The 23176-nt window shown below is 32.3% G+C and carries 28 protein-coding genes; 5 read left to right on the top strand and 23 right to left on the bottom strand.

The features are described from left to right. Positions 1-602 precede the first annotated feature (602 nt). On the bottom strand, positions 603-1349 hold the full coding sequence (locus SB717_RS26715) for an alpha/beta fold hydrolase (protein WP_410905512.1): 747 nt from the start codon (positions 1347-1349) through the stop codon (positions 603-605). 481 nt (positions 1350-1830) lie between these two features. On the opposite strand from SB717_RS26715, the gene SB717_RS26710 reads away from it, so the two are divergent. Then, a complete protein-coding gene (locus tag SB717_RS26710; RefSeq protein ID WP_410905510.1) occupies positions 1831-2325 on the top strand; it encodes a DinB family protein in 495 nt (164 codons plus the stop codon). A gap of 233 nt (positions 2326-2558) precedes the next feature. On the opposite strand, the gene SB717_RS26705 is transcribed toward SB717_RS26710, so the two are convergent. From SB717_RS26705 to SB717_RS26675, 7 genes are all read right to left on the bottom strand, one after another. Further along, a complete protein-coding gene (locus SB717_RS26705) occupies positions 2559-2756 on the bottom strand; it encodes a hypothetical protein (RefSeq protein ID WP_074682749.1) in 198 nt (65 codons plus the stop codon). Between the two features lie 559 nt (positions 2757-3315). Beyond that, positions 3316-4176, bottom strand: a complete 861-nt coding sequence (locus SB717_RS26700) for an amidohydrolase family protein (RefSeq protein ID WP_410905508.1) — start codon at positions 4174-4176, stop codon at positions 3316-3318. A 392-nt stretch (positions 4177-4568) separates the two neighbouring features. Further along, positions 4569-5153 carry an NAD(P)H-dependent oxidoreductase gene (locus tag SB717_RS26695; protein ID WP_410905506.1) on the bottom strand — a complete coding sequence of 195 codons (585 nt, stop codon included), beginning with the start codon at positions 5151-5153 and terminating at the stop codon, positions 4569-4571. Positions 5154-5198: 45 nt separating this feature from the next. After that, positions 5199-5501: a hypothetical protein gene (locus SB717_RS26690; protein ID WP_410905504.1), complete on the bottom strand. Its 303-nt coding sequence runs from the start codon at positions 5499-5501 to the stop codon at positions 5199-5201. 119 nt (positions 5502-5620) lie between these two features. Beyond that, entirely contained in the window at positions 5621-6988 is a 1368-nt protein-coding gene (locus SB717_RS26685; RefSeq protein ID WP_377585812.1) for an NAD(P)/FAD-dependent oxidoreductase, read from the bottom strand. Positions 6989-7156: 168 nt separating this feature from the next. Next, the gene (locus tag SB717_RS26680) at positions 7157-7339 is read right to left on the bottom strand and encodes a hypothetical protein (protein ID WP_237894416.1); all 183 of its coding nucleotides are present in this window, start codon (positions 7337-7339) and stop codon (positions 7157-7159) included. Between the two features lie 148 nt (positions 7340-7487). Further along, positions 7488-8687 (bottom strand): macrolide family glycosyltransferase, encoded by a 1200-nt coding sequence (locus SB717_RS26675; protein WP_074682761.1) that lies wholly within the window; start codon positions 8685-8687, stop codon positions 7488-7490. Positions 8688-8983: 296 nt separating this feature from the next. Between SB717_RS26675 and SB717_RS26670 the strand changes: the two genes are divergently transcribed. Further along, positions 8984-10174, top strand: a complete 1191-nt coding sequence (locus SB717_RS26670; protein ID WP_074682763.1) for an MFS transporter — start codon at positions 8984-8986, stop codon at positions 10172-10174. 456 nt (positions 10175-10630) lie between these two features. Here the strand turns inward: SB717_RS26670 and SB717_RS26665 are convergent, their stop codons facing one another. From SB717_RS26665 to SB717_RS26630, 8 genes are all read right to left on the bottom strand, one after another. After that, entirely contained in the window at positions 10631-11020 is a 390-nt protein-coding gene (locus SB717_RS26665; protein WP_410905502.1) for a DoxX family protein, read from the bottom strand. Between the two features lie 340 nt (positions 11021-11360). Next, positions 11361-11630 (bottom strand): hypothetical protein, encoded by a 270-nt coding sequence (locus tag SB717_RS26660; protein WP_074682767.1) that lies wholly within the window; start codon positions 11628-11630, stop codon positions 11361-11363. 72 nt (positions 11631-11702) lie between these two features. Then, a complete protein-coding gene (locus tag SB717_RS26655) occupies positions 11703-12128 on the bottom strand; it encodes a hypothetical protein (RefSeq protein WP_074682769.1) in 426 nt (141 codons plus the stop codon). A gap of 76 nt (positions 12129-12204) precedes the next feature. Next, the gene (locus SB717_RS26650) at positions 12205-12429 is read right to left on the bottom strand and encodes a hypothetical protein (protein ID WP_074682771.1); all 225 of its coding nucleotides are present in this window, start codon (positions 12427-12429) and stop codon (positions 12205-12207) included. Between the two features lie 123 nt (positions 12430-12552). Continuing rightward, the gene (locus tag SB717_RS26645) at positions 12553-13551 is read right to left on the bottom strand and encodes a zinc-binding dehydrogenase (protein ID WP_074682773.1); all 999 of its coding nucleotides are present in this window, start codon (positions 13549-13551) and stop codon (positions 12553-12555) included. A gap of 190 nt (positions 13552-13741) precedes the next feature. Then, positions 13742-14206 carry a DUF2691 family protein gene (locus tag SB717_RS26640; protein ID WP_410905500.1) on the bottom strand — a complete coding sequence of 155 codons (465 nt, stop codon included), beginning with the start codon at positions 14204-14206 and terminating at the stop codon, positions 13742-13744. Positions 14207-14251: 45 nt separating this feature from the next. After that, entirely contained in the window at positions 14252-14770 is a 519-nt protein-coding gene (locus SB717_RS26635; protein ID WP_074682777.1) for a hypothetical protein, read from the bottom strand. Positions 14771-14859: 89 nt separating this feature from the next. Beyond that, positions 14860-15369 carry a DUF3916 domain-containing protein gene (locus SB717_RS26630; protein ID WP_410905498.1) on the bottom strand — a complete coding sequence of 170 codons (510 nt, stop codon included), beginning with the start codon at positions 15367-15369 and terminating at the stop codon, positions 14860-14862. 401 nt (positions 15370-15770) lie between these two features. Between SB717_RS26630 and SB717_RS26625 the strand changes: the two genes are divergently transcribed. Next, entirely contained in the window at positions 15771-16334 is a 564-nt protein-coding gene (locus tag SB717_RS26625) for a hypothetical protein (protein ID WP_410905496.1), read from the top strand. A 212-nt stretch (positions 16335-16546) separates the two neighbouring features. On the opposite strand, the gene SB717_RS26620 is transcribed toward SB717_RS26625, so the two are convergent. From SB717_RS26620 to SB717_RS26600, 5 genes are all read right to left on the bottom strand, one after another. Continuing rightward, a complete protein-coding gene (locus tag SB717_RS26620) occupies positions 16547-17419 on the bottom strand; it encodes an AbaSI family restriction endonuclease (protein WP_410905494.1) in 873 nt (290 codons plus the stop codon). 109 nt (positions 17420-17528) lie between these two features. Further along, positions 17529-17906 (bottom strand): hypothetical protein, encoded by a 378-nt coding sequence (locus SB717_RS26615; protein WP_410905492.1) that lies wholly within the window; start codon positions 17904-17906, stop codon positions 17529-17531. 998 nt (positions 17907-18904) lie between these two features. Next, on the bottom strand, positions 18905-19423 hold the full coding sequence (locus tag SB717_RS26610; RefSeq protein ID WP_410905490.1) for a GrpB family protein: 519 nt from the start codon (positions 19421-19423) through the stop codon (positions 18905-18907). A gap of 139 nt (positions 19424-19562) precedes the next feature. After that, a complete protein-coding gene (locus tag SB717_RS26605; RefSeq protein WP_410905488.1) occupies positions 19563-19802 on the bottom strand; it encodes a hypothetical protein in 240 nt (79 codons plus the stop codon). 58 nt (positions 19803-19860) lie between these two features. Next, the gene (locus SB717_RS26600) at positions 19861-20352 is read right to left on the bottom strand and encodes a hypothetical protein (protein ID WP_410905486.1); all 492 of its coding nucleotides are present in this window, start codon (positions 20350-20352) and stop codon (positions 19861-19863) included. Between the two features lie 270 nt (positions 20353-20622). Here SB717_RS26600 and SB717_RS26595 point away from each other — a divergent pair, with 270 nt between their 5' ends. Both SB717_RS26595 and SB717_RS26590 read left to right on the top strand, forming a co-directional pair. Then, positions 20623-21033, top strand: a complete 411-nt coding sequence (locus SB717_RS26595; RefSeq protein WP_274158014.1) for a thiol-disulfide oxidoreductase DCC family protein — start codon at positions 20623-20625, stop codon at positions 21031-21033. Beyond that, positions 21026-21514 carry a hypothetical protein gene (locus tag SB717_RS26590; RefSeq protein ID WP_098658621.1) on the top strand — a complete coding sequence of 163 codons (489 nt, stop codon included), beginning with the start codon at positions 21026-21028 and terminating at the stop codon, positions 21512-21514. Before SB717_RS26595 ends, SB717_RS26590 begins: the two co-directional genes overlap by 8 nt. Before the next feature lie 196 nt (positions 21515-21710). On the opposite strand, the gene SB717_RS26585 is transcribed toward SB717_RS26590, so the two are convergent. After that, entirely contained in the window at positions 21711-22085 is a 375-nt protein-coding gene (locus SB717_RS26585; RefSeq protein ID WP_410905484.1) for a DUF4430 domain-containing protein, read from the bottom strand. Between the two features lie 340 nt (positions 22086-22425). Then, positions 22426-22860: a hypothetical protein gene (locus SB717_RS26580; protein ID WP_410905483.1), complete on the bottom strand. Its 435-nt coding sequence runs from the start codon at positions 22858-22860 to the stop codon at positions 22426-22428. Positions 22861-23176 lie beyond the last annotated feature (316 nt).

Here is a 23176-nt window from a genome sequence, read left to right as displayed (position 1 = left end):
ATTTAAGTGGAGGTTTATTATGGTATCTAGTTTCATAAGATTAATACCTAAGTATTTATTTTATGACAACTAAGTCTGTTGCTAATGCTAGCTCTACATGATAAGAGTTGTTAATTTTACGTATTTCGCAATAACCAGAATTATAAACATGAATGACTCTAAAACGTTTATCCATGTATAAAACCTCTTTTGCATTCTTAAGAAATGTCATACTTCTGTTCAAACCTCCTATGTTTTTTATCCTAATGAAAAACATCAAAAAACAGATTGAGTCTGTATGAACACAATAACTTGAAAGGTTTATAAACTATAGATTATTACTAATGGAGTGATAAAATTAACTTTTACTTTCTCTGTTATTTTATAAGTCCAATAATAGTTTTGCCAGTGGAGGACTATAATTTTTACATAATCTTTATTTATAGTTAACATAAAACTGCTTCTAGGAAACAAAAAAGTGTCCCTTGGTAAAGTAGGACACCTTTTAATTATTTAATCAATTAATTCTTCTTCATGAAACAAATCAGTTCTCTTCTGCTACGTTTATTAAAAACATCGGGGTTCTCGTTTCATATACCATTTCAGGGATACTTTCTAACATTTCATTTCTTTATAAAATCATTAATGTGATGATACAATTTCTCAGGATGGGTGAGATTGATCATATGATCAGCACCTGGAATTTCTATGATGCGAGCACCTGAGTGCTTTCGAAAGTAATCAGCAACACGAAGGTTATCAGGTGAATCCTCCTTACCAATTATCAACAATGTTTTGGTTGTCAATTCTCCTAATCTTTCGATTGCCAATGGTTGCTGCCAAATCAATTTAACGGCTGGCCATTCAAACATTCGATTCATATGGTGCTTGAGCATTTGAACCATTAAACCTCGGTGAGGATTCATCGTTAGAACACGATACGATGAATCGCTGAGCAAAAGCTCAATCATCTTATCTATATCTGGGGCAGCTTGATGAATCTTCTTCATGTTCTCTTCAAATTCTTTTGAATAGGTAAACCCAGATAATCCAGGCGCAAGCAAAATAAGTTTTGAAACCCTTTCAGGATAATTCAGAGCGAATTCAGTAGCAATTTGGCCACCCATTGAGTGACCGAGAAGCGTTGCCTGGCTGATTTCTAGATGGTTAAGTAGTGACAGCAAATCTTTAACAGGGTTGATATCTTCTAAAGGGACTGGTGATTTCCCTGTCCCACGTCCGTCACAAGCAACAACCTTATAGTGTTTTGCTAAGAGAGGTACCATAAATGTCCAGTTCCGTACATCAGCACCACCAGTTAGGAGAACAATAGGATGGCCATGCCCATTAACTTCGTAATACAAATCCATTGAAATTCCTCCACCCATTACAATTTAATATTATTTTATTGTCGAATGAACTTTTATTCATTGTTCAAAAGTGGTAGTCGGGTATCTTTATTTTAAAGAACCAATCACCTTGACATCGACTTATAGCCATTCAAATAATTTACTTCGTCTCATTTATAAAAAACCCTTTATGGATTCTGTCCATTTTATGTTCGTCTGTTGTATATAGTATTTATTCTTAGTTACCATAATCACAGTTACAGGAACCAAAAAGCCCTTTAAATAAACAAAAATATTTTCTTCTAATGTAAAAATGTATAGTTTTTATTTGTTAAACAAATGAAGGGTAGTGGTTGAATGAAAAAGGAAAATAACTATATATAAGAGAATGTATGTCAGTGGAAAGAAAATAGATTTATGACATTTTCAACAAGGCATCTTTACATAATTTTGATTTTTCTTGTGAATAGATCGGAAATTTTTTATAAAGGGGATGGAAATCATGTTTCACGCGAAGGATGTTTTAGCCGATCAGCTGTTAGCAAATGCTAATGACCCTAGCTGGTACCAGCCATTTTCAGCTTCAATTGAAAACTTGTCAGAAGAAGAAGCTTTTTGGAAGCCTAACAAGGATAGTAATAGTATAGCTGAGGTTGTGCAACATCTACTTTACTGGAATGAAACATGGCAAACTAGGTATCAAAAGTCTCATGTCAATGCAGTACCTTCTATAGGAAATAATAATAAAAGCTTTATAATTGCCGAATATCAAACATTTGATCATTTAAAAGATCGACTATTAGAAGTACTGTTACAATGGCAAGAGTTATTAACTGAGGAAAAAGTCGAAAGAGATGTAAATGGTTTTTCTGCACATGTGAAGTGGTGGGAGGTACTTGGAAATTTAACTACTCATAACGCATATCACATTGGTCAAATCATTTATATTCGGAAACTACAAAAAAGTTGGAAAGAAAATAGTGGTAAAGAGGATTAATCGAAGTCGATAATTGATGTCTCTGAATGAAATGGAGCATAAAGTTCTCCTTTCTTATGTAGAACGTATTATTTAGCAAAAGCTCGAAATGTTAATAAATCAACGATGTATAAATGATAAATTTAGAATTTAGGCGAGCCCTTATGCATCAAGGGCTCGTTTGCTTGCTTAGTTCCGTAAAGAGACATTATGTTTACATAATGTCTCTTTACGGAACCCAAGTCCTAGAGTAATTAACCTAGTTCTTTTTCTTGCTGTTTTAGTACCTTACTTTCGAGTTCTAATTGCCTCATTCTTCTTTGAAGTTCTAAATTATTCAATTCTTTCTCTAACTCTGAAGATAACTTGATTCTTTGCTTAGCATTCTCCATTAATTCTCTAGTAACTGTTAGTCTTTTTTCATTTTTATCAAATTGATCTTTTAGATTCATATTAACAGCCCCTTCCCCATGACTTGCTATGTTCGACACTAAAGGACAAAAAACCTTTAAAACAGATGGATATTAGCCGCCTACTAAGCATAGGAGTTCTGATGTGAAAAATTCTCCTTTGTCTACACTTAAAGTAAATAGTAAAATTAATGATTTTACTATTTACTTTATCATTTACTTAACATAACTTTTATTACAGGAACCAAAAAGCCCTTTCCATTCACTCAAATACATTTTATCTCTAATTTCTAATTCGACAGGCAACCTAGAAATGAATTCCAAACTATTTTTATCCGGATCATTTATATCTGTTGCTTTGAAATAAAGTTTGATCAAATTAATACTTATAACCTTGATAAACGAACAAAAAGAAAAAGAGTGTTTTTTTAAAAAATTGATCAAAATACGCTCTACAGATATTCAACTGAACTATTCTTTTATAAAAATGTTTGATCAGTTCTGTGATTCTTATGCCATTAAAGCGCATTTTAGCTAAATAATAATATATTCAACTTTATTTTCTATTAAAATATCTCTTCTCTCGTCAACAATAACTATATTAGTCAATTAATCCTAAAAAGTTTTTTCCAAGAATATATTCCTTTTGGTTATCAGGAATATGAAGTGATTCAATCCAGCTTTTCTTTGCCGAATAGTCATAATCATTAAATTCTTTCATTCCATAAGGTCCGTCGCAACCATAAAGAACTTTACGAAACCCTAAAGATTCAACTGCCTTCTTTACAATCGATTGGTTAAGATAATCACTTGATGTGTCAACATATACATTTGGTTGATCCTTAACGTATTTCCATAGTTTTTCCCAAAATGGAAGACCTGCGTGAGCATAAATTAATTTTAGTTTAGGGTAATTTTCAGGTAAATATTTATAGGAGTCAGCTTCTGAAGATAGATGAATAATCATAGGTATGCCTTTTGATTCGCACAAAGCCGCAATTGGATCAAGTGCTTTAATACTATATTCATGCATGAACGGATGAGCTTTCACTCCAATAAAACTAGGGTTATTAAGATAGAATTCTACTTCTTCCACTGATTCATGAGTCAGTGGGTTCACTGCTACCCAGCCTAGAAACCGTTCCGGAAATCTAGCAATTGCACTAGCAACTATATCATTACTTGGCTTAGTGAAAATCTTGTATGAATTGCCATAAAGTTTCAAAAATCCATCCTTTACTAGACCATCATAAATTTTAAGTCCAATTTGAGGTGCATTTAATATTAAAAACCGGAAAAAGTGTTGTAAATTATGTTGAAAGGCGCTATCCACTTCAAACATTGTTTCATTCATAGAGGCAATTAGCACTGTTTTAGTTATATCATTTTTATCCATACCCTCTATCATTTTTTCTAGAGTCAACATTTTTTCATCTACATGAAAATGGCAATCAACAATCATTTTAATCTTCCCTTTCCAATTACTATTATAATATTAAACTACTTAACTGAATTTCTTCTACCAGAGTACGCTTTCTTTATTTACGTGGTAGGACCCCATATTAAGCTTCCTTTCTACATCTAACGTATTCCGTATTTTACCATATAAAATTCAAAAGAATTTCTAATTCTTATTAATAACTGTCCAATATTCTCAATAATTCTTACTCTAGAAAATGACCCTTTAATTGAACAATACAGCTGAAGTTTAAGAGTCAAAAGAAAAACTCTATATTACTAAAGGGTTGCTATAAATTTTTAGTTAACATAATGTAAATTATCAGTAGTAAATAAAAAAGAGAGCCTTAAAATAAACAAGGCTCTCTTTTTATTTGTAGTCATTTTTATATCCTTCTAAAAAATAGAATTTATTCTCTCTTCAATTTGTTTTAGCATTTCCTTCAGCACTGACTCTTCAAGGTGTTCAGAGACATTTCCAAACAATAAATGATCTATAGGTTCAATTCCTGTAAACTCAAATATCCCAACATCTGACGTAATTTTTAACCCAGCTGTCATTCCGATTTTGTCATACATCTCTTTTGGAGCACCGTGAGTATTAATTATCAAACCTTTCTTACCTTTGAGTAACTGAATAATTCCTTCCTCACCATAAGCATACGCATAGCCATAAGAAAATACACGATCTACATAGCCTTTGATAATGGCAGGAAGACCAGCCCACCAAATTGGATATATAAATATTATTACATCTGAATGAGTAATGAATTCTTGTTCCGTTTTAATATCATCTGGGATATGGCCAGATTTCATAGCATCCGTATCTTCAGGTTTCAGTACAGGCTGAAAGTCTAACGCATACAAGTCTCTCACAACAACCTCATGACCATTGTTCTCTAAGGCTTGAACAATGGTTTCCATTATAGAATAATTAAAACTTTCTGGATGTGGATGGGCATATACAACAAGGTGTTTCATTCATATTCCTCCATTTATATTGGATTTCTTACACCAGAACCAACATTACTGTTCTTTTGAAATATTATTCTTTCTTTTTCTTCTTACTATGAGAATAATAGCAACGACAAAGGCAATTGCACTATATATCCAGGTAAACATAAAGGCAAGACCCAATCCCATATTAGCGTCCACATAGTGGCTGTTCATATGGTCTATAGCTAAATAGAGAAGTGGGAAGCCTCCAATAATAAGTAAGGGTATCAAGAAAATACTCCTTTTTGTCTTTCCGGTTGTTAGTAAAATGATCAGAAAAGATAGCAACAGAAACATTTCCGAAGCTATCGTCAAAATTAACAGCCTGTTCATATTAAATTTTCTCCTTTATGTAATTGTTTGGAATTTTGGAGTTACTTGTAATATATTCAATAATGTCTACCATATGAAAATTTTCATTACGTTTCCATATGGAACCCAACATCCGTATATCAATTTTCATATGGAGCTGATTTCGGACTATTTACTTGTTTCTTACTTTTTTTCTTCCGATTGGTCAATATAGCGACTCCAACTCTAGGATGGAAAAGATGTAAAGGAGGGCGTAGTAAATTCATCACTCTAACTAATCTAAGGTAAATCTCAGGATCAGAAGCCGAAAGCTGGTAAACTTTCTTACTATACCATTGTTTAATCGGCTGTATGAAAGATTTCTCCCCATTAATATCGGGATGACGAAATGCCTCTGTAATTGCCATATCCCATGGAGTTGCAATAAGAGTAGAAAATCTCTTGTGAAGTATTTTGGTAAACCTTTTATTAGGATATGCAAAATTCCCAAAATAGCGTTGCAACTCTAAGGCTTCCATAGCAGCAACAGATATTCCCTGTCCAAATACCGGATCAAAACGACAGTGAGCGTCTCCAACCACTAAGAAACCTTCTGGAACATTGGCAAGGTCAAAGCGTCGACGTACTTGATAAGGAATTGCATGTATTTTTATTTCTGAAATTGGTTCTACTTGTTCTAGGAAATGAAGTACATCAGGTACAGGTAACTTTTGTGCATAAGAGAAAAACTCCTCAGTTGTTCTTGGTGCATTTTCGTTAGCATAACCACTAAAGGTGATAGAAAAACGATTCCCTTCAATCCTTTGAATATATGCACCATAAGGGTTATCAGGGAAACTAGGAGAGATTAGAAGATTACACCAGTCAGGTCGGTCTTGATTCTTCAGACGAAAGAATCTGGTCGCGTAAAAAAGCTTAATCCCAACCTTCTCTTCCTTAACTTCTATACCATATGATTTTAGCCACTCTACACTCTTTGAACCAAACCCACTAGCATCAATAATAACATTTGCAAGAATTTCTTTTTCGCTTCCTGTCTTAAGGGAGCGCGCTCGTACCCCGGATATTTTATTACATTGATGATCTAATAGTAGTTGCTCGACCTTTGTTTCATACTCGGTTGTAATATTAGGAATTTGTTCAATACGATGTTGCAAATGCCACTCTAACATAGGGCGACTTTGTTGAATCATCTCTAATTCTCCTAAAAATCGTTTTTTCCAGGAACCAAAATGGTGCCACTTTAAATCTTTTGTAAAGTTATTTATAACGCTCCCATCCTCGATTAATTGATTAAAGAAGTGAGGGAACAACTTCTCAATTGCTTGTTCTCCTCCTTTTAATAAAACATGAGGATGATAACTTTGAGGCAATCTCTTTCTAGGGGCTTTCTCCTCGCACTTTTCCCCAGCTTCTAGAACAATTACTTGCCGAAAAGTATGTGATAGGGCTTTAGCAGCTAGTTTCCCAGCAATGCTTCCTCCGATAACTATTGCTTTCTCCAATATGATTCTCCCCTCAATCTAAATTAGCATAAAATACCATATGAAATTTATTTTATTATACTTCATAAGAATTACCTTTGAAATGAACTTCTCATAAAATCAAAAGTTTCTAGTCCGAAATCAAATAGGCAGAAGTCCTTTTAAAATAAAGAACTTCTGCCTATTTGATTTTTATTTAATATGGTTAGCATATGGATCATATATCCCAGTTAACAATAGAATGCTTGTAAATAAGGCAACTGTTCCTACCACCAACAATGCACTACTTATAATTCTATTCTTTTGCTTACGTGAGAATAGCCCCCATAAAATAAATATAATTGCAAAAAATATTAACATAACTCCTAAGCCCATATTCAAAATTTTCTCTCCTCCTGGAATATAATAACATATACCTTTGTTTCTAGTTACCATAATAGATTTTCTAGGTAGCAAGTAAAAATGAAGCCTCTAGCTGAGACTTCTTTTTTACTTTTTTGAACTTTCTTATTTTTATACGAGGTTAAATGTTAGCATCCTCTTTAAATTTTAAAATGGCTTCTACTGCTTTTTTGTATCCTCCAGAATCCCTTAAAGATTTTCCAATTTCCAAGCTTCTCTCTTTGAATGAAGAATTTGATAGTACTTGTTCCGTTATATTTCGTAATGTAATAGCATCCAGTTCTTGACGATTAAGTTGTAAACCAGCTCCTAATTCTTCAATTCGATTAGCCACTATTGGTTGATCCCCCATAACAGGGATAACAACGAGAGGAACACCAAAATAAAGCCCTTCACTCGAACTATTCATTCCACCATGAGTAATAAAAACATCTACCTGTTGTAGTATTTCTAATTGGGGTACATAATTACGCACGATGAAATTAGGTGGAATATCTTTAAACTGGCGAATATCAGTCTGTTTTCCTACTGATAATACAACTGTAGCTTTACTTTCTTGGAATGCTTTAAAACAGGTAGTATATAACTCAGGTTGCTGATTAAATACCGTGCCCATTGAAATAAAAATGAGCCTATTACTAGGGATACTTTTTAAAGGAAGAGTTTCTACATCTTTCCGTGGCGCAATAGAAGGACCAACAAAGATGAAAGACTCATCAAATTTATCAGCATGGGGTTGATATAACTTAGAGGTAAATACAATCGTGATATCCCCAGGACAAGACATCAAGTTTTGACTATCACTGAGAATTACTCCATATTTATGCTTCCATTTTGTCGATATTTCTTCAATTTCTCGATACCTTGGGGAAGTTTTATCTATTTCTCCTCTGCTCTTTATAAGGGCTGAAAAGATATCCTCATTAACGGCAAATGTTGTACAAGAAGATATTTTAGGTATTCCCAGTACATCAGCAATAATCCATCCTGCGGCGAAATTATTATCATAAATAACATAGTCGTATTTCTCTTCGCTTATTTCGTTTAAAACATCCTCTATAATCTTATCCATTGACCGTCCCATAAATAGCAACATTTCGAGAGGATCTATTTTTTCTGTCAGCCTTTTCATTGGATCTATATTACGTGTGAAATTTTCATAAGGACGAAATAAAGCACCTGTTTTTTCAATTTTGTTTTTATACTCTTCTACACAGTAATAAACCACTTCTTCTCCCTTTTTCACTAGCTCTTCTACTAGTGCAATTGTGGGATTAACATGGCCTTCTCCAGGAAAATTAAAAAACAATACCGTTCCCATTGAAATTCCTCCTTTTTCATCATAAAAAATAACAAAATATTAATATATTTCCTTATTATACCATAAACTATTTTTTAATATCATATATATTCTTAGTTCACATAATGTAATTTTACAGGAACCAAAAAGCCCTTTTATCAAGGGCTTTTTGTAGCTTATAACATCTAAAAAAATTAGAGAACAAATAATGTATTAAAAATCATACGATTACAATAAACATCAAGTAGATTGAAATAATGGCTAAATAATAAAAATATTTTACAGAGGTAAAGATTATTTCTGAAAAGGAGTTAATTATGTCTAATTTAAAAAACCAAACAATTGATAAGGGTATTTCAGCGAGTTTAACCATACTCCTAGCAACTGCATGTGGTATCATTGTAGCTAATCTTTACTACGCACAGCCCTTGGTTGGGTTAATTAGCACTGCAATTGGTTTGTCTACTAGTAGCGCTGGCTTGATTGTAACACTAACTCAGATTGGATACGTTGTCGGCTTACTATTTGTCGTACCTTTGGGAGATATTGTTGAAAATCGAAAGCTAGTGGTTGTATCGTTACTTCTCAGTGCAGTCGCTCTGATTGCCACAGTATTTGTGAAACACGGAATCTTTTTCTTAGTGGCTTCGTTTTTCATCGGATTGGGGTCGGTCGCAGCACAAGTGCTCGTACCTTTTGCATCATACCTTGCATCGGAAGCTACACGTGGTCGCGTTGTTGGCAATGTCATGAGTGGTCTGTTACTTGGTATCATGCTTTCACGCCCAATCTCCAGCTTAGTAGCTGATATCTGGGGATGGAATGCAATATTCGCCTTGTCTGCCGCAGTAATTATTATCCTAGCGATCGTTTTATCAAAAGTACTTCCTACTAGGAAGCCCACGGCAAATACACACTATGCTGCTTTATTAGGTTCGATGTGGCAACTGTTGCGAACTACTCCAATCTTACGTCGTCGCGCTATCTATCATGCATGTGTGTTCGGTACTTTCAGTTTATTCTGGACTACTGTTCCGTTATTATTGTCTAGCCCTACTTTTCATTTTTCTCAGAAAGCTATCGCACTATACGCACTCGTCGGAGTTGCTGGTGCGGTAGCAGCACCAGTGGCTGGTCGCTTAGCTGATCGCGGCTGGACTCGACCTGCAACAGGGATAGCTCTCGCTATTGTCATTATTTCTTTATTACTACCACTCGTAATTCGAAGCAGCTCCCCTGTTGGAATAGCTGTTCTAGTAATCGCAGCTATTCTGTTAGACATGGGGGTATCCGCCAATCTTGTGCTCAGTCAACGATTGATTTTCTCATTGGGTCCAGAGGTTCGTAGCCGATTAAACGGGTTATTCATGGCTATTTTCTTTTTAGGTGGTGCTATTGGATCCTCTGTCGGAGGATGGGCATATGCCTCAGGTGGATGGAGTGTAGCATTATGGGTTGGAATAGCTTTTCCGGTCATAGCTCTGCTTTATTTTGCCACAGATAAATAGTTTTTCACCCTGAATAAGCAGTCAGGGTTCTCCTGACTGCTTATTCGGGGTGAATTCGCGTATACTAACTAGGATAACTGAATTGTGTTAACAAACTATATATAAAGATATGAAGCTTTACTTGCTATTTATCTTTAACATTAGTTAAAGACATAAATTAATGGTTATATTAGATTTATTGCATCTACTTTGCGTCCACTGTAAAATTAGATCGATTGGGTTAATACATATGATCCTTATATATGCATTCATCTGTTCTTTCTGAAAAAAATTCTTCAGTGTTTTTCATATTAGGGACTTTATAAGTGAATTAATAATTGTATATGATATATAAACTTTAGTTACCATAATGTAGATTATACGAATTAAAAGCCCTTAGAATTAATGATTCTAAGGGCTTTTGATGTATGTGAGTTTGAAAAATAAGAATGTTTAAATATCTATTTGTATAATCAATTATTCTTCTTTAATTATTGATTGCTGTTTCAAAACTGCTTGATTTCTTATAAATACAATAATGCTTAAAATAAGAACTACTAAAGGCATTAGAGCCATTAATCCTTGTCCTGCATTAAAAAGAGTGAATATCGCCCCTATCATAATTAGCCCTAATCCTCCAGAAGCAGCTATTGCAAGTTTTGGCTTCCAATAACCAATAAATAGTCCAAGTGCACCCAAGACTTCAAGAATACCAATAGTATACATAAATCCTAGTGGAAAATTGTAGACCTTTGTAAATTCCTGTACCACCGTATTATTACCTGTTAATTTCATAATTCCAGATAATAAAAAATCAATAACTAATAGTCCCTGGATAATTCTTGTAACCCACTTCGTAATAAACACCTCCTATAATATTCTTTGTTAAAGTTACTTTGAAAATATATGCTAGATGATTTGTATGTATGTTGCAGACGTTTTTTATTTAAATAAGGAGCTTCATCGATACTCATAGAACCTAAGTAGTAATTGTCTATATGAATAATACCTAATAATTTGAGCAAACTACTCAAGACTCCGTAAGGCATCGTCCTCTTTAGAATCTCTATCGCTCTAAACAAAAAAACTTCCCTTGTGCAGTGGGAAGTTTTTTTGTTTTTAAGCTATATATCATATACATAATTAGTTAACATAATCAGCATTCTAAGAAATAAAAAAGAAGCAAGTAATATGATGCTTACTTCTTTTAATTTTCATCGAAATTTATTGCAAAAAATAACATATCTAACATGATAAGTAGTGGAGTTACAACAAAAGAAGTCAAACTAAAATATTTCATTAGTCCTTTTTCATGTTTTCCAAAAGCTATTACTCCACATACAAAGCCCATAAGGTAAATGACAATTTCTATATAAAGAATATTTGAGCTATATATTGGTGTAAAATATTGTCCTACCCCAATAACAATTCCAAGCAACGATAACCACAATGAGTATTGACTAAATCGTTTTTTCAATTTATTCCTCCAAGAATTAGATATATGGTTAAGGATAAGATTTATTTATCTGTCAATTAACATAAAATGTCTTTACTTTGTTCTTGGTACCAGTTCATATTCAGCCTCTGCTTGTTTCAATTCATTCTCTTTCTCTTCAGTCCATTCTAACTTTATTTTTACCTTATTGTTTTCCTTAGAATAAACAGACTCATTAGATTCATAATTTCCAGGGATAACTATAGGTTCTTTTAAATAACCTTTGTATCCATACTTAGAATTATCTGAGTATGGTTTTATTGTTACATCAATGCTCTTATTTTTTAAGTAAGTAGCTTTCACATCGTATACCCATTTATTGTGATCTTTCTTAGGTACGATATTTATTTTCCAATCTTCTGTATTGTAAGAAGAAATCTTTTTTACGGAAATATCTTTAATATTCTCTTGCTTTTGTTGGCATGATACCAGAAGAAATACAGTGCATAAAAAAAGTAAAATAATAGATTTATATTTCATAAAAACTCCTTTTTTATAGAATCTATAGGCTACATAATTAAAAAGACCTTATTAGTATGAATAAGATCTTTTATATTTATTGCTTATCGCGTTCCGCAAAATATAAATAAACAATACCAATGACTAAAGATACTATACTTAAAATATTTAAGGTCGTGCCAATTTCATGCAATTGATCGTTAAATGTACCTGAACTCCAAGATGCTTCACTAGAAGAATAAATTGCTGCACTAATAAACTTTGTACATATAAATAAGGCTGCCAAGAATATGAATAAGCAACCTGCGGCCCTTTTATTCAAAAAAACACACCTAATAAGTTACTTTATTATTATATTTTACCATAATCGAGCTTTTTAAAGTTAACATAAAACGCCTTCTAGCAACAAAAAAGCTCACTTTTTTAGTGAGCTTAACCAACAAAATCAATACATTTCATTAACTACTAATGCAATATTTCCAAATTGAGATCCTTCCTTCATTCTATTAAAAGCTTGAACAGCTTCAGATAAAGGATATGCTTGGTCAATGATAGGTTTTATAGCGTATTTAGTCATAAATTGAAGCATTTGATTAAACTCTTCTTTACTCCCCATAGATGTACCAAGGATATTTATTTGAGGGTAAAATAGAGCTCTCAGAGGAATTTCAATTTTGTCCCCAGAACTAGCTCCAAAATTCACAATAACACCATTTGGCTTTAAAACATCGAAATAATTAGGGAAAGTAGTAGGACCTATACTATCCAATATGACATCAACCTTTTCACCATCTAAACTTTTTGCCCAGTCACTGTTATTATCAAACACATGATCTGCACCGTATTTCTTAGCAAGTTTTCTTTTTTCTTCACTTCTTGATGTGACACTCACCTTAGCACCTATTGCTTTTGCAAATAACATTGCGTAAGTAGCTACACCACTTCCTATTCCCGGTACTAAAACATGCTGTCCCTCTTTCAAGTTTCCTTTTGTAAAAAGAGCTCTGTAAGCAGTTAAAGCTGATAAAGGTAATACTCCTGCTTCTTCCCATGAAAGGTAAGTAGGCTTTTTAACCACATTCTTAGCTGATATAATTATGTACTCTGAGAAAGTCCCATTTGATGGACCCCCTAAAATTTTAGGAACATCCGGAACAGAATCAATAAAGTCCCAGTCTAAACTTGGATTGATAATTACTTCAGTATGTAAACTAATGTTCGAAACACCTTCTCCAATCTCTGTTATTATTCCAGCCCCATCAGAGCCAGAGATGAAAGGTTGTTCATCTTGATTTCTATTGTTAATAACAAATAAATCCCTACGATTCAAACCTACGGTGATCAATTTTACCTTTACTTCACCATAGCCGGGCTTTTCTTCTTGAGTATCTTGATACTTTAAACCAGCTATTCCTTTTTTATGATAATGTATAATGGCTTTCATAAGATTCCCTCCTCGTTAGTACCTATTAATATTACTAAAAATATCCATATTGTAAAAAGAATTTGCTTCAGGGCTTATCTTATAATAAGTTCGTATCATGTATAAATTTAGTTAACATAACAGGTATTTCCGGAACCAATCAAAAAAATGAGCTCTTGATACACAAGAGCTCGTTCGTTTTCCAAACCTTTCACCACACAGTTAATCTTGTTCTTGTATCATTTTTCTCAGTAACATATTGGACATATTTAAATTCATAAGCTTGTGCATTTCTATAAAGTAGTTCGAGCTTTTCTTTATCTTTGCAATAAATAGTGGTGTAACAACTATCTACTACTAACAGAACAAGTTCGCAATCACTTTCGATAAACTCTTCATAGGTGACAATCTCTGAAATCTTTTCTTTTGGATATGCCTTTAAATCAGCAAAAATAATATAATAGACATTGTTTTCTAATAGGTTTTTAAGTTCAGTACCTGGCATTACTTTTTTCTCTTCAGGGAAGAGTTCTTCATCTACTTTATCATTCACCTCTAGATATGATTCTTCATTACTAACTCGCCAAATAAAATCTGTTATATCTATTGGCTTTAGTACATCCCCTAGAAAGGTTCCGCATTCATTGGGAATCTCAAAACTTATTCCTCTCTTCATAAAAACCTCTCCTAATCTTCAACCAAAATACCCTTTCATCGGAAATTACTCGTTTTCAATGCCATTACCTGTGACAACAAAGTGAGGGCTGTTTTCTCTTCGGTTAAAAAATCTCCAGAACTCACTGTATTCATCATCTTCTGAAGTATCCGGGAATACCTCCAATAAATAACCTTGAGATAAAAAGATTTTTAGTCCTCCTACCTCGTCTGGTTCAACCCTTTCTACAGTTACATGTTCTTTTGCATTTTCTATAAAGGGTTCAATTCGTTCATCAAATCTATTATTTCCTTGCACATCCCAATCAAAATCATCGTTTTCCTCATTCCATCCTGTTCTTGGAGAATAGAAATCCCGTGAGCCTACTAATATTTTATTGTCCTTGGTAATACGCCACGAACATTGAATATCTAAAGCGTATTCAGCTAATTCCTCAGTTTTTCCTCTTCTGGTTACTGAAATCATTTCTCCAAACCCAAGCCAAAACAGATTCGACGCTCTTCCAGCGTATCGTAAATTTAAGCCTATTAATTTACCTATTTGGGATCTAATTGCTTCTCTCATATTCTTCTCCTTTTAAACCATAAGGGCTGCCACAGCAACCCTCCCCCATCAACTTAAGCACACGTAAGTTGATGAAACCATTAATATGTTTAATCCCTTTCGCCAATAAACCACAATTCGCTTTCGTACGTATCTCCCTCATCAAAATTTTTCACAAGATAACCCCATATGGCCATATCGTCAGGCAGGATCAACTGCCATTCTCTTGATAAATCACGCTCTTTTGGGAGAGGAATCCATTGTTGTTCTTCATTATCTCGATCAAAGAAACCCTCATAATGACTGTCGCCTGAAAACACAATGATTTGAGAAGACCATATGTCGGGTATATCTATTGCAGACATTACACGGATTGTCTCTGTAGATGGTTGTTTCAGATCTATAAGATATTTGGTTCTATCTACTAAAGTCTGAAGACAAAGCCTCTTAATGGCATGCGGCGTCTTATTGGAATTAATAAATCCTTGAGAACAAGGTAAATGTAAATGCCAATATCCATGCCAGAATTCACTAGGAAATTCAGTTGTTGCTTCTGTTAAACGTTGTATCAACTTCTTTGTTTTTCTTTTTAAGCCTCTTGTCTTTTTCTCTCTATTCAAAAATTTCCTCCAAAAACTAAATTCTACATTTAATCTTGAGTAATTATATCACAGACTTTTCATCATGGTTTTTACAAAAATAGAACCTCTTCTTGACTGCCCATTAGTACAGAACAAAAGAGTATCACTAGTAATCCAATCCTTCATTGAGGATATAACACATAATCTGTCCTTAAGACTGTTCAATATAGACAGTCCCAAAAGGTACACTTTTTTAGACGATAAAAAAACAAATAAAAAAACGTCTATTTATTCTCTGAAATAAACCTTAATGTACGTATAAAAAGTAATTAACCTTTTTATACGTTATGTCATATTCTCACAAAAATATAATTCCTTTTATTTCTTTTTAATGTAGAATTAACCTGATACTAAAATTTTGAATGTAGTGAGGATATACGATGAAATCAATCATAGCAACAGCTTGCATAGCATTTATGATTACAAGCCTTATGACAGCTTGTAGTGATGAGAAAGAAACCGTTCAAGCAGAACCACAAAAAAAAGTTGAAAGTACCCTATCTCCTTCGGAAAAGCAAGAAAGGTTAGAGAGGGAGCAATTAGAAAACGGAACTATGTCTTATCGACAAAGTGTAAAAGGCGGGGATTATGGTATTTCTGTTTTGAATGGAACATACGAAGAAGCTAATGAGAGTTCAGGCACAATTAAGGCTCAAGTTAAAGTAGAGAATGTTCATGATGATGGCACAGGTGTTGATCTTTCTCCCTTGAAGTTTTGGGTAGAAAATGAGAAAACACATCAAAAATTTATAGGGAAAGCCCTTCCTAACGAAACTCAGAAATTTAAAAATCTCCCTCAAGGGCAATCTATGGTTTTTGATGTTTCCTTTTTAATTAAAGATGCAAGGGAACTAGAAAACTTCTACTTATACATAGATAGTCAAAATGATCCGTTTGACAATACACATTGGAAACTCGATAATCTGGCATCCAAACAAAACTAAGTTAGCCCTATAGAAAGAAAGGTATCTTTACCTTTCTTTTTTACTTACTATAAGGTTCTAGTTAATGAATAATGTGAAAAATGATTCGTGTACTAATACAAAAAAGAGTTAGACTCTTATTCATCTAACTCTTTAAACAGCAGGACAGGCTTGAGTTTGAAAAAGGAAATAGAAGCTTAGATTGTGGATATAAATACTATACACGCTATTATTTATCTTGAAGGATAAGTTTTTACCCTTTCAGATATTCTTTCCCAAACTATGCAACCGGACTTAAAGGATTTGTTAATATTTAATTGATATTTGCCTTTAAATCGATACATAATATCTCCTAATGGTCCCTTTACTTTTGCAAAAACAATGCGTTTATGAGGTCTTATTCTAGTGCCAATTCGTCCATCGACAATTCCTTTTAAATATCTCTGGTTTTCAATCTCATCTAGATTTCTTTCCAAAATGATAATTCCATCTTCAGAAACGGAATTATCCCAAGTTCCATTAGGGAATAACTTTGGAAACCATAACTCCGTATCTTTTTCATAGACATGAGATGCAGCTCCTTTTTGCCAGACTTTATAACGATGCCCAAAGCAGTTACATGCGTCAGCAATTGTACGAAAAGCAACATTATCATGTAACGAAATAAAGCCTCTTTCAATGTATGTCTGGGGGCTTTGTTCTTTTTCTATATCCCAAGGTACAAACTTATCTTTCTCTTTTAATAATCTTTCTTTAATTTCCTGTACAATACCTTCTATTTGCTGATGAATACTAATTAACCCTTTTGCGACATCTATTCTTTTAACTTCGTGGTCAGTTACTCTGACTATATCTTCTTCTCTTGCTTTATCTGATTCGATATTTGTTTTGTGATGCCCCTCATCAATTTCTATATGTATACCTAACTGTGGAAAATACATGTCGGTCAAAGCATATTTACCATCAGGTCGAATCACATATTGTTGTGTAATAAATTTAATATCTAAATTATCAAGACGATTCCAAATACGTGTAATAACATAATTTTCGTCGTTTTTTTTATTTGTTTTCGCCAGCTGTGCTTTTATAAATCGATATTTATCCATTTTTTTATCCTTATAATCCAATATTCTCTCTATAATGGAGAAAATCTTCTATACAAATATTTTTTATTTGGTTCTGATGATTGATCCTTAGATTCATTCTGACCGTCTTTTATTTATCTTCCATTTGAAAAAGCATAGGGTTTACTGTCCTACTGTATTCGGTAAAGAATTCAGTCTTGAATTGTTCCCAACTTTCCCCAATACTTTCATAATACTTCTTCATAGTGTTATGTACACTAGTATCGGCTCCCATTACACGAAATGTTAAAGGGTTAGAAGGGTACATGTGTACACATTCCTCTGAACGAAGTTCAAGGGGCATTTCTAAAGAGAAAGTTATGTCTAGATATTTGTCAATCACAATAAACTTCTTATTTGCTTTTTTTCCACTCTTTTTAAGTAATGTCGTATAAGATAAAGCACGTTCATTTTCAAAGACAATGTTATTAGAATAGCAACTAATATTTTTGTAAAAAGTGTTACTCATTGGTGATTATTCCTCCATATGTATAGTTAAGTTGATACTAGTCTATTTTAACTAAAAATAATACCTTATAATATTTGAAAAATTTTACAAACATTATACTAACTTTTAATTCGGATACATACTGGTACTATTAAACTGAAAAGATATAGTTTTAAATATCTTAACTAAAAAATAAAAATTATTAAGTATTAATAAAATTAAAAGTAATATCTAATTTATTTTATTTATAAATACTTTATTATTTACTCATGTTGTAGAAAAACTGCGTATTTGTCGTCACTAACTGTAAATAGTAAAACTTTAATAATAACTAAAATACTTTAATATTTACTTAACTAACAACAGAACTCAAATGAAGTTATTTTCTAAGATAATGTTCAATCATAACATTTATTTTTTAAGATATATGTATATGAATCTACAAATCTGGCTACACTAATAACATATTCCCCTATTCCAATAAATTTGAAAATCCTTTGCTAATAGCAAAGGATTCTTTTTTATTCATGATTAATTTTTAAGGTGCAAAGTCTCGTAGAGCTATAGAAACATATATACCAAATGAAATAATGCATATAGAAACAAAATGAAACACTAAGAAGACGAATTTTTGTTTACCTTTAATAAAGAAAGAATAAATAAAACCCATTATAGTAATTAAACTTAGAATAGGTACAGCAATCTGTATTAGTGTACCAACAGTGCTTGCTGTAAAAGTTCGTGACAGAGGAACCCCGATTATTACTATGTACAAAATTATCGAAGTGACTAAAAAGGCTATTGATACCTTTAAAGCACTTTTAAAGAATTTCTTCATCTAATTTCCTCCTATTTTTAGCACCGTATATTCACTATAATATACAGCGAAAAAGGAAACAAATACCTTTTTTCTTGGAGTATAATATATTTCTAGTTACCATAACAGATATTCTCGGCTCAGAATAAACAGAACCTTAAAAATTCACAGATTCCTAAGGTTTTATTTATATTCATCACTATTACAATTTCTTTGCCCTTTTTAGTATGTCCTCAACGAACTTCTTTTTATTATTTGTATATGAAATAACATCATTCGGGTATTTATTTGCTAGTTCTTCTTTTAGTTTTATATACTCTAACTTTGCATCAGGAGCTGATCGTAAATAATCTCTAAAGGAAATTTGATCTAGCCACAGATTCTGCTTATAGATCATTACATGTAAAAAATGAGTGATTTTCTTTTCTTTATACTTTGCAAAAACATGCTTGCCATCTAAACTTACAGGTACTTCTACATACCCAAGTTCCTTCACTTTTTCTTTTAATTTTATAATTACATCCAAAGAGCTAACTCCAATTGCAATATCAATAATTGGTTTAGCAAATAGACCTTCAATAGATGTACTTCCCACATGTTCAATTTCAACAATAAGATTCTTTAATTGAGAAGATAATAATTCTCTCTCCTTATCAAATAACTTACTCCATTTATCATTATAAGGTTCTAATTTTACTAAGCCACGTTCTACTCCTAACATTATAGTCTCTCCCTTCATTACTCCTATTTTCAACATCGACTCTGTATAGAGGATATTCATTTCTAGGTAACATAAAACCTATTATCGGAAATCAAGTTTATATTCTTAGGTTCTCTAACAATGAAAGTGTATAAAAAGCCTATTTTCTTTTAAATCCAAGGGTTATAATACGAGCTATTATCAATGAGATAATAGCAGCGATAATAATCTTTATATAAGAAAATTCCAAAGACCATGGTCCATATTTATCAGGATTTAAACGATAAATAGACCACCATTCTCCATCTGTACCTTTTGAAAATGAAAAAATAATCCATAAAAAAAACAAGAACAAAGACCATAAAGTAAAGATAATATAACTAGCAATTCTTTTTTTCATATCTGCTAAAACTCCTCGCACTTTTTCATTTATAGACTCAATTATTCTATCTTTATTTTTAAGAAGGTTCCTTATTATATACTTCAAGATCTTTAAACTCTTTAAACCTATTTCTGAAATTAGTAGATATTTCTTCATCCTTACTCAAAAGTAATACTAAAGATGAGTCCCATAAAACTAATTCTGTCATTGCTTTGGGATGCTGGATAGTTGGTCTTTCAACCCAAAAATTTGGATTTCCATCAGCATAAGGTTCTTCCTTAAGTATATCTAAATCTATATGTTCGTTCTTATTGAAGGCAGAAAAAACTCCCCAGGCAAAATATATTTCCTCTTTATTGGCGAGCTCTGTAAGCTTTTCACCTGTAATCCAATAAGTACTTTCTTTTGTCCCATTAGTGTAAATTCTATAATCAATAAAGTGATCAAGGTACTTGTCTGGTAAAGATCCATCTAAATCAGTTAACAACCAGTTGTACTGCTTCTGAAGAGTGTCAAAAGAACTTAGTATTTCTCTTAATTCGTAAAAATCCTCTAAAATAGTATTCATTCATTTCTTCTCCAAACTTTTTAACTTTATTTTAATATTTCTCTCAATGATTTCTTTGTATACCATATACAAAACAAGTTTACATAATACAACTTCTAGGCACTCTTCTTAAAAAAATAAAGCTCACCTAACAAAATTGTAAGTCCATCTTACATTATTGTTAGGTGAGCTTTATTAAATCTCGTATTATAATTAATTGTAGAAAATATTTACATTTAGGTAAGGGAATGAAATATATTGAAGTTTAAAAAAGACAATCAACCTATTATTATGTTTGATGGTATATGTAACGTATGTAATCATTGGGTTCAATTTGTTATAAAAAGGGATCCTAAAGGCATATTTAAATTTTTGTCTCTTCAATCAGATTTAGCATCCTCATTAATAACAGATCACAATCTGAATAATAAGCAATTGGATTCCATTATCTTAATTGATAAAGATCAAATATATACTGAATCTACAGCAATCTTACATATCATAAATAAGCTTACCGGACCTATAAGGTTCTTCGTTCTCTTTTGGATAATACCTAAAAAAATCAGAGATAAAGTGTACCGTTTTATTGCAAAGAACCGATATCGATTCTTTGGAAAGAAAGAAAGTTGTCTCGTTCCTAGTAAAGAAATACAAAATAGGTTTATTAAAACGGAAACAGAAAGTGGGAAAACAGATGAATAGAAGTACATTTCTAAAAAAGCTTAGAATGACGATTATTACTACCTTTAGATGGTCTTTAGCATTAACTTTCTTGATTTACGGCATTGCTAAAATCTATCCAGGTCAGTTTTCTACTGGCGACTTTATATATGACTCGACAAAGGACTCAGCAATGCAATTAGCATGGCATTTCTTTGGATATTCGGATACATATAATCTTTTTATTGCTTTTGGAGAAATAACAGCAGCCTTATTATTAGTAATTCCAAAGACAGCAACTTTAGGGAACATTATTTACTTACCTATCACAGTAAATATTACTATTCTTGACTTTTGTTTTGAAATACCAGCTCGTTCTGTTACCACCTTGTTAACCTGTATGAGTATAGCTTTACTTTTCTTTGAATATAAAAAATTAAAAAGAGTATTTTTTGACTCTCCAGTAACAGCTGAAACGTCTATCCCAACAGGCCTTATGAAAAAGAAGGTGAACATACAATGATTGTGCTACCTATTATATTTGTCAGTTTGGGAATTTCTGCTTTTTACTATTTTATTCTTAAAAAAGAAGCTTGAGGTGAATACAATATACAGACACAGTTAACATAATCATCATTATCGGAAATTACAACTTACAAAAAAGTAGTTAGAATAATAACCAACTACTTTTTGTAGGATGTTTTAATTTTCTATGTTATTCACTTTAAAATTTCTTGGTTATCCCAATTTTTCAAAGCCCATACTACATCATCATTTTCATTGAGCGTGACTTCATCTAAACCTAACTCTATAAAATTCCTATTTACAAAAACAGCCCAATGTATATTTTTCTTTGGAATTGAATGGATACCATTTATAGATATAATATTCCCTTGGGATTCTTCTATGTTAAAGGCCCTTTTTGTTACTTCGTATAATGTCTCACCTTCTTGAAATGAAACTTCTTTTGAAGCAATCGTCTCGTTTTTATCATTTACAATTCTGAAAGTACTCGTCATCGCTAATGCGTGCGTAGAGGAATAAACAACAAAAAGGAATAGTGGTAAAAATATTAGTATCTTTTTAATAAGCATTTTTGTATCTCCTTTTGACGTATTTATCATATTATGAGCACTTTAGTGAAAATTATAATTTTTAAATATAGTTCAGTGTATGATACGCAACAGAAAAATTTCCTGATTAGGTCCCAGTAGCTTTTTCGCTTTTTAATGAGCATGAATGAGTTTTTCTTTAGTTGAACATTCTATTTAAGAAACCCTTCAATACTCACTCTAGTAGATAAAGGTGGATTTACTATACATGAATTATAAATTATACAAAGTCTTTATTGTATACTTCATTGCTTTGATCGGTCCCTTTGCTATTCTCTTTCTTACAAATCATTTAATTCGAGCAACTGGTAGAAAGTAGAGCTTAATTTTTAAAAATTTGATGTTTTACCAAACTTTGATAATAACCATAAATAATAATATATGCTATTAAATAACTAATAAAAGTTCCAATGATATTCCAAGTATTAAAGTACTCTACTTTTCCAAAGATTAAACCAATGCCTTCAAAACCTGTAGTAAAAAGAGTAAAACAAATTAAAAGCAGAAAGGTATTAACCCTCTTTTTTATTTTAAAATAAACTAAATAAGAAGCTAGGACAGGGTAGAAACCCATATTCAAAGGAAGTGCAGATAAACTTCGATTTCTAAAATTTGGTTCAAACTGCCAAAAATAATTAGTCCCCCACTCATTTAGTATAAAGGCTACTGTCATTCCTACAGGTGCAATTAAAAGGACAATTATAGATTCCTTTTTGTATAAGATAAATCCAAAAATCCAAGGTACAATAAATCCCATAATAATATTTACTAGTATTTTCTCTCTTCTCCTCTCACCAAGACAACCTTTTAATAGGATTGTCCAAAACTTAGGGATGTATGACTTATGAAGAAGAAAACTAATGATTAGACACTAGAAGTTTCTTCTCCTTTCTACCCATAAACCGAATCACCTTTTTCTCTTAATTTAGTGTCCAGTTTATCGTACCATCTCCATAGCTGCCTAAATAACGTGTCTAACTTTTTGGGTTCAGTTCAAATAAACAATATACCTCTCTAATTCCTGTTGAAAGTGCTCCATACTCTCAAATTCTTGGAGATAGAGTAACTCTGAT

Source organism: Priestia sp. SIMBA_032, assembly GCF_046535215.1.
In the GTDB taxonomy this organism is placed as follows: Bacteria; Bacillota; Bacilli; order Bacillales; family Bacillaceae_H; genus Priestia; species Priestia aryabhattai.
The sequence above is the reverse complement of the archived record's forward strand: the minus strand, read 5'-3'. Positions and strand labels throughout refer to the sequence as shown.

What these genes read in the sequence shown, in the direction of transcription:
- SB717_RS26715 (WP_410905512.1), bottom strand. Translation starts at nt 1,349, where the DNA reads ATGGATTTGTATTACGAAGTTAATGGGCATGGCCATCCTATTGTTCTC.
- SB717_RS26710 (WP_410905510.1), top strand. Translation starts at nt 1,831, where the DNA reads ATGTTTCACGCGAAGGATGTTTTAGCCGATCAGCTGTTAGCAAATGCT.
- SB717_RS26705 (WP_074682749.1), bottom strand. Translation starts at nt 2,756, where the DNA reads ATGAATCTAAAAGATCAATTTGATAAAAATGAAAAAAGACTAACAGTT.
- SB717_RS26700 (WP_410905508.1), bottom strand. Translation starts at nt 4,176, where the DNA reads ATGATTGTTGATTGCCATTTTCATGTAGATGAAAAAATGTTGACTCTA.
- SB717_RS26695 (WP_410905506.1), bottom strand. Translation starts at nt 5,153, where the DNA reads ATGAAACACCTTGTTGTATATGCCCATCCACATCCAGAAAGTTTTAAT.
- SB717_RS26690 (WP_410905504.1), bottom strand. Translation starts at nt 5,501, where the DNA reads ATGAACAGGCTGTTAATTTTGACGATAGCTTCGGAAATGTTTCTGTTG.
- SB717_RS26680 (WP_237894416.1), bottom strand. Translation starts at nt 7,339, where the DNA reads ATGGGCTTAGGAGTTATGTTAATATTTTTTGCAATTATATTTATTTTA.
- SB717_RS26675 (WP_074682761.1), bottom strand. Translation starts at nt 8,687, where the DNA reads ATGGGAACGGTATTGTTTTTTAATTTTCCTGGAGAAGGCCATGTTAAT.
- SB717_RS26670 (WP_074682763.1), top strand. Translation starts at nt 8,984, where the DNA reads ATGTCTAATTTAAAAAACCAAACAATTGATAAGGGTATTTCAGCGAGT.
- SB717_RS26655 (WP_074682769.1), bottom strand. Translation starts at nt 12,128, where the DNA reads ATGAAATATAAATCTATTATTTTACTTTTTTTATGCACTGTATTTCTT.
- SB717_RS26645 (WP_074682773.1), bottom strand. Translation starts at nt 13,551, where the DNA reads ATGAAAGCCATTATACATTATCATAAAAAAGGAATAGCTGGTTTAAAG.
- SB717_RS26640 (WP_410905500.1), bottom strand. Translation starts at nt 14,206, where the DNA reads ATGAAGAGAGGAATAAGTTTTGAGATTCCCAATGAATGCGGAACCTTT.
- SB717_RS26635 (WP_074682777.1), bottom strand. Translation starts at nt 14,770, where the DNA reads ATGAGAGAAGCAATTAGATCCCAAATAGGTAAATTAATAGGCTTAAAT.
- SB717_RS26625 (WP_410905496.1), top strand. Translation starts at nt 15,771, where the DNA reads ATGAAATCAATCATAGCAACAGCTTGCATAGCATTTATGATTACAAGC.
- SB717_RS26620 (WP_410905494.1), bottom strand. Translation starts at nt 17,419, where the DNA reads ATGGATAAATATCGATTTATAAAAGCACAGCTGGCGAAAACAAATAAA.
- SB717_RS26615 (WP_410905492.1), bottom strand. Translation starts at nt 17,906, where the DNA reads ATGAGTAACACTTTTTACAAAAATATTAGTTGCTATTCTAATAACATT.
- SB717_RS26610 (WP_410905490.1), bottom strand. Translation starts at nt 19,423, where the DNA reads ATGTTAGGAGTAGAACGTGGCTTAGTAAAATTAGAACCTTATAATGAT.
- SB717_RS26605 (WP_410905488.1), bottom strand. Translation starts at nt 19,802, where the DNA reads ATGAAAAAAAGAATTGCTAGTTATATTATCTTTACTTTATGGTCTTTG.
- SB717_RS26600 (WP_410905486.1), bottom strand. Translation starts at nt 20,352, where the DNA reads ATGAATACTATTTTAGAGGATTTTTACGAATTAAGAGAAATACTAAGT.
- SB717_RS26595 (WP_274158014.1), top strand. Translation starts at nt 20,623, where the DNA reads ATGTTTGATGGTATATGTAACGTATGTAATCATTGGGTTCAATTTGTT.
- SB717_RS26590 (WP_098658621.1), top strand. Translation starts at nt 21,026, where the DNA reads ATGAATAGAAGTACATTTCTAAAAAAGCTTAGAATGACGATTATTACT.
- SB717_RS26585 (WP_410905484.1), bottom strand. Translation starts at nt 22,085, where the DNA reads ATGCTTATTAAAAAGATACTAATATTTTTACCACTATTCCTTTTTGTT.
- SB717_RS26580 (WP_410905483.1), bottom strand. Translation starts at nt 22,860, where the DNA reads ATGGGATTTATTGTACCTTGGATTTTTGGATTTATCTTATACAAAAAG.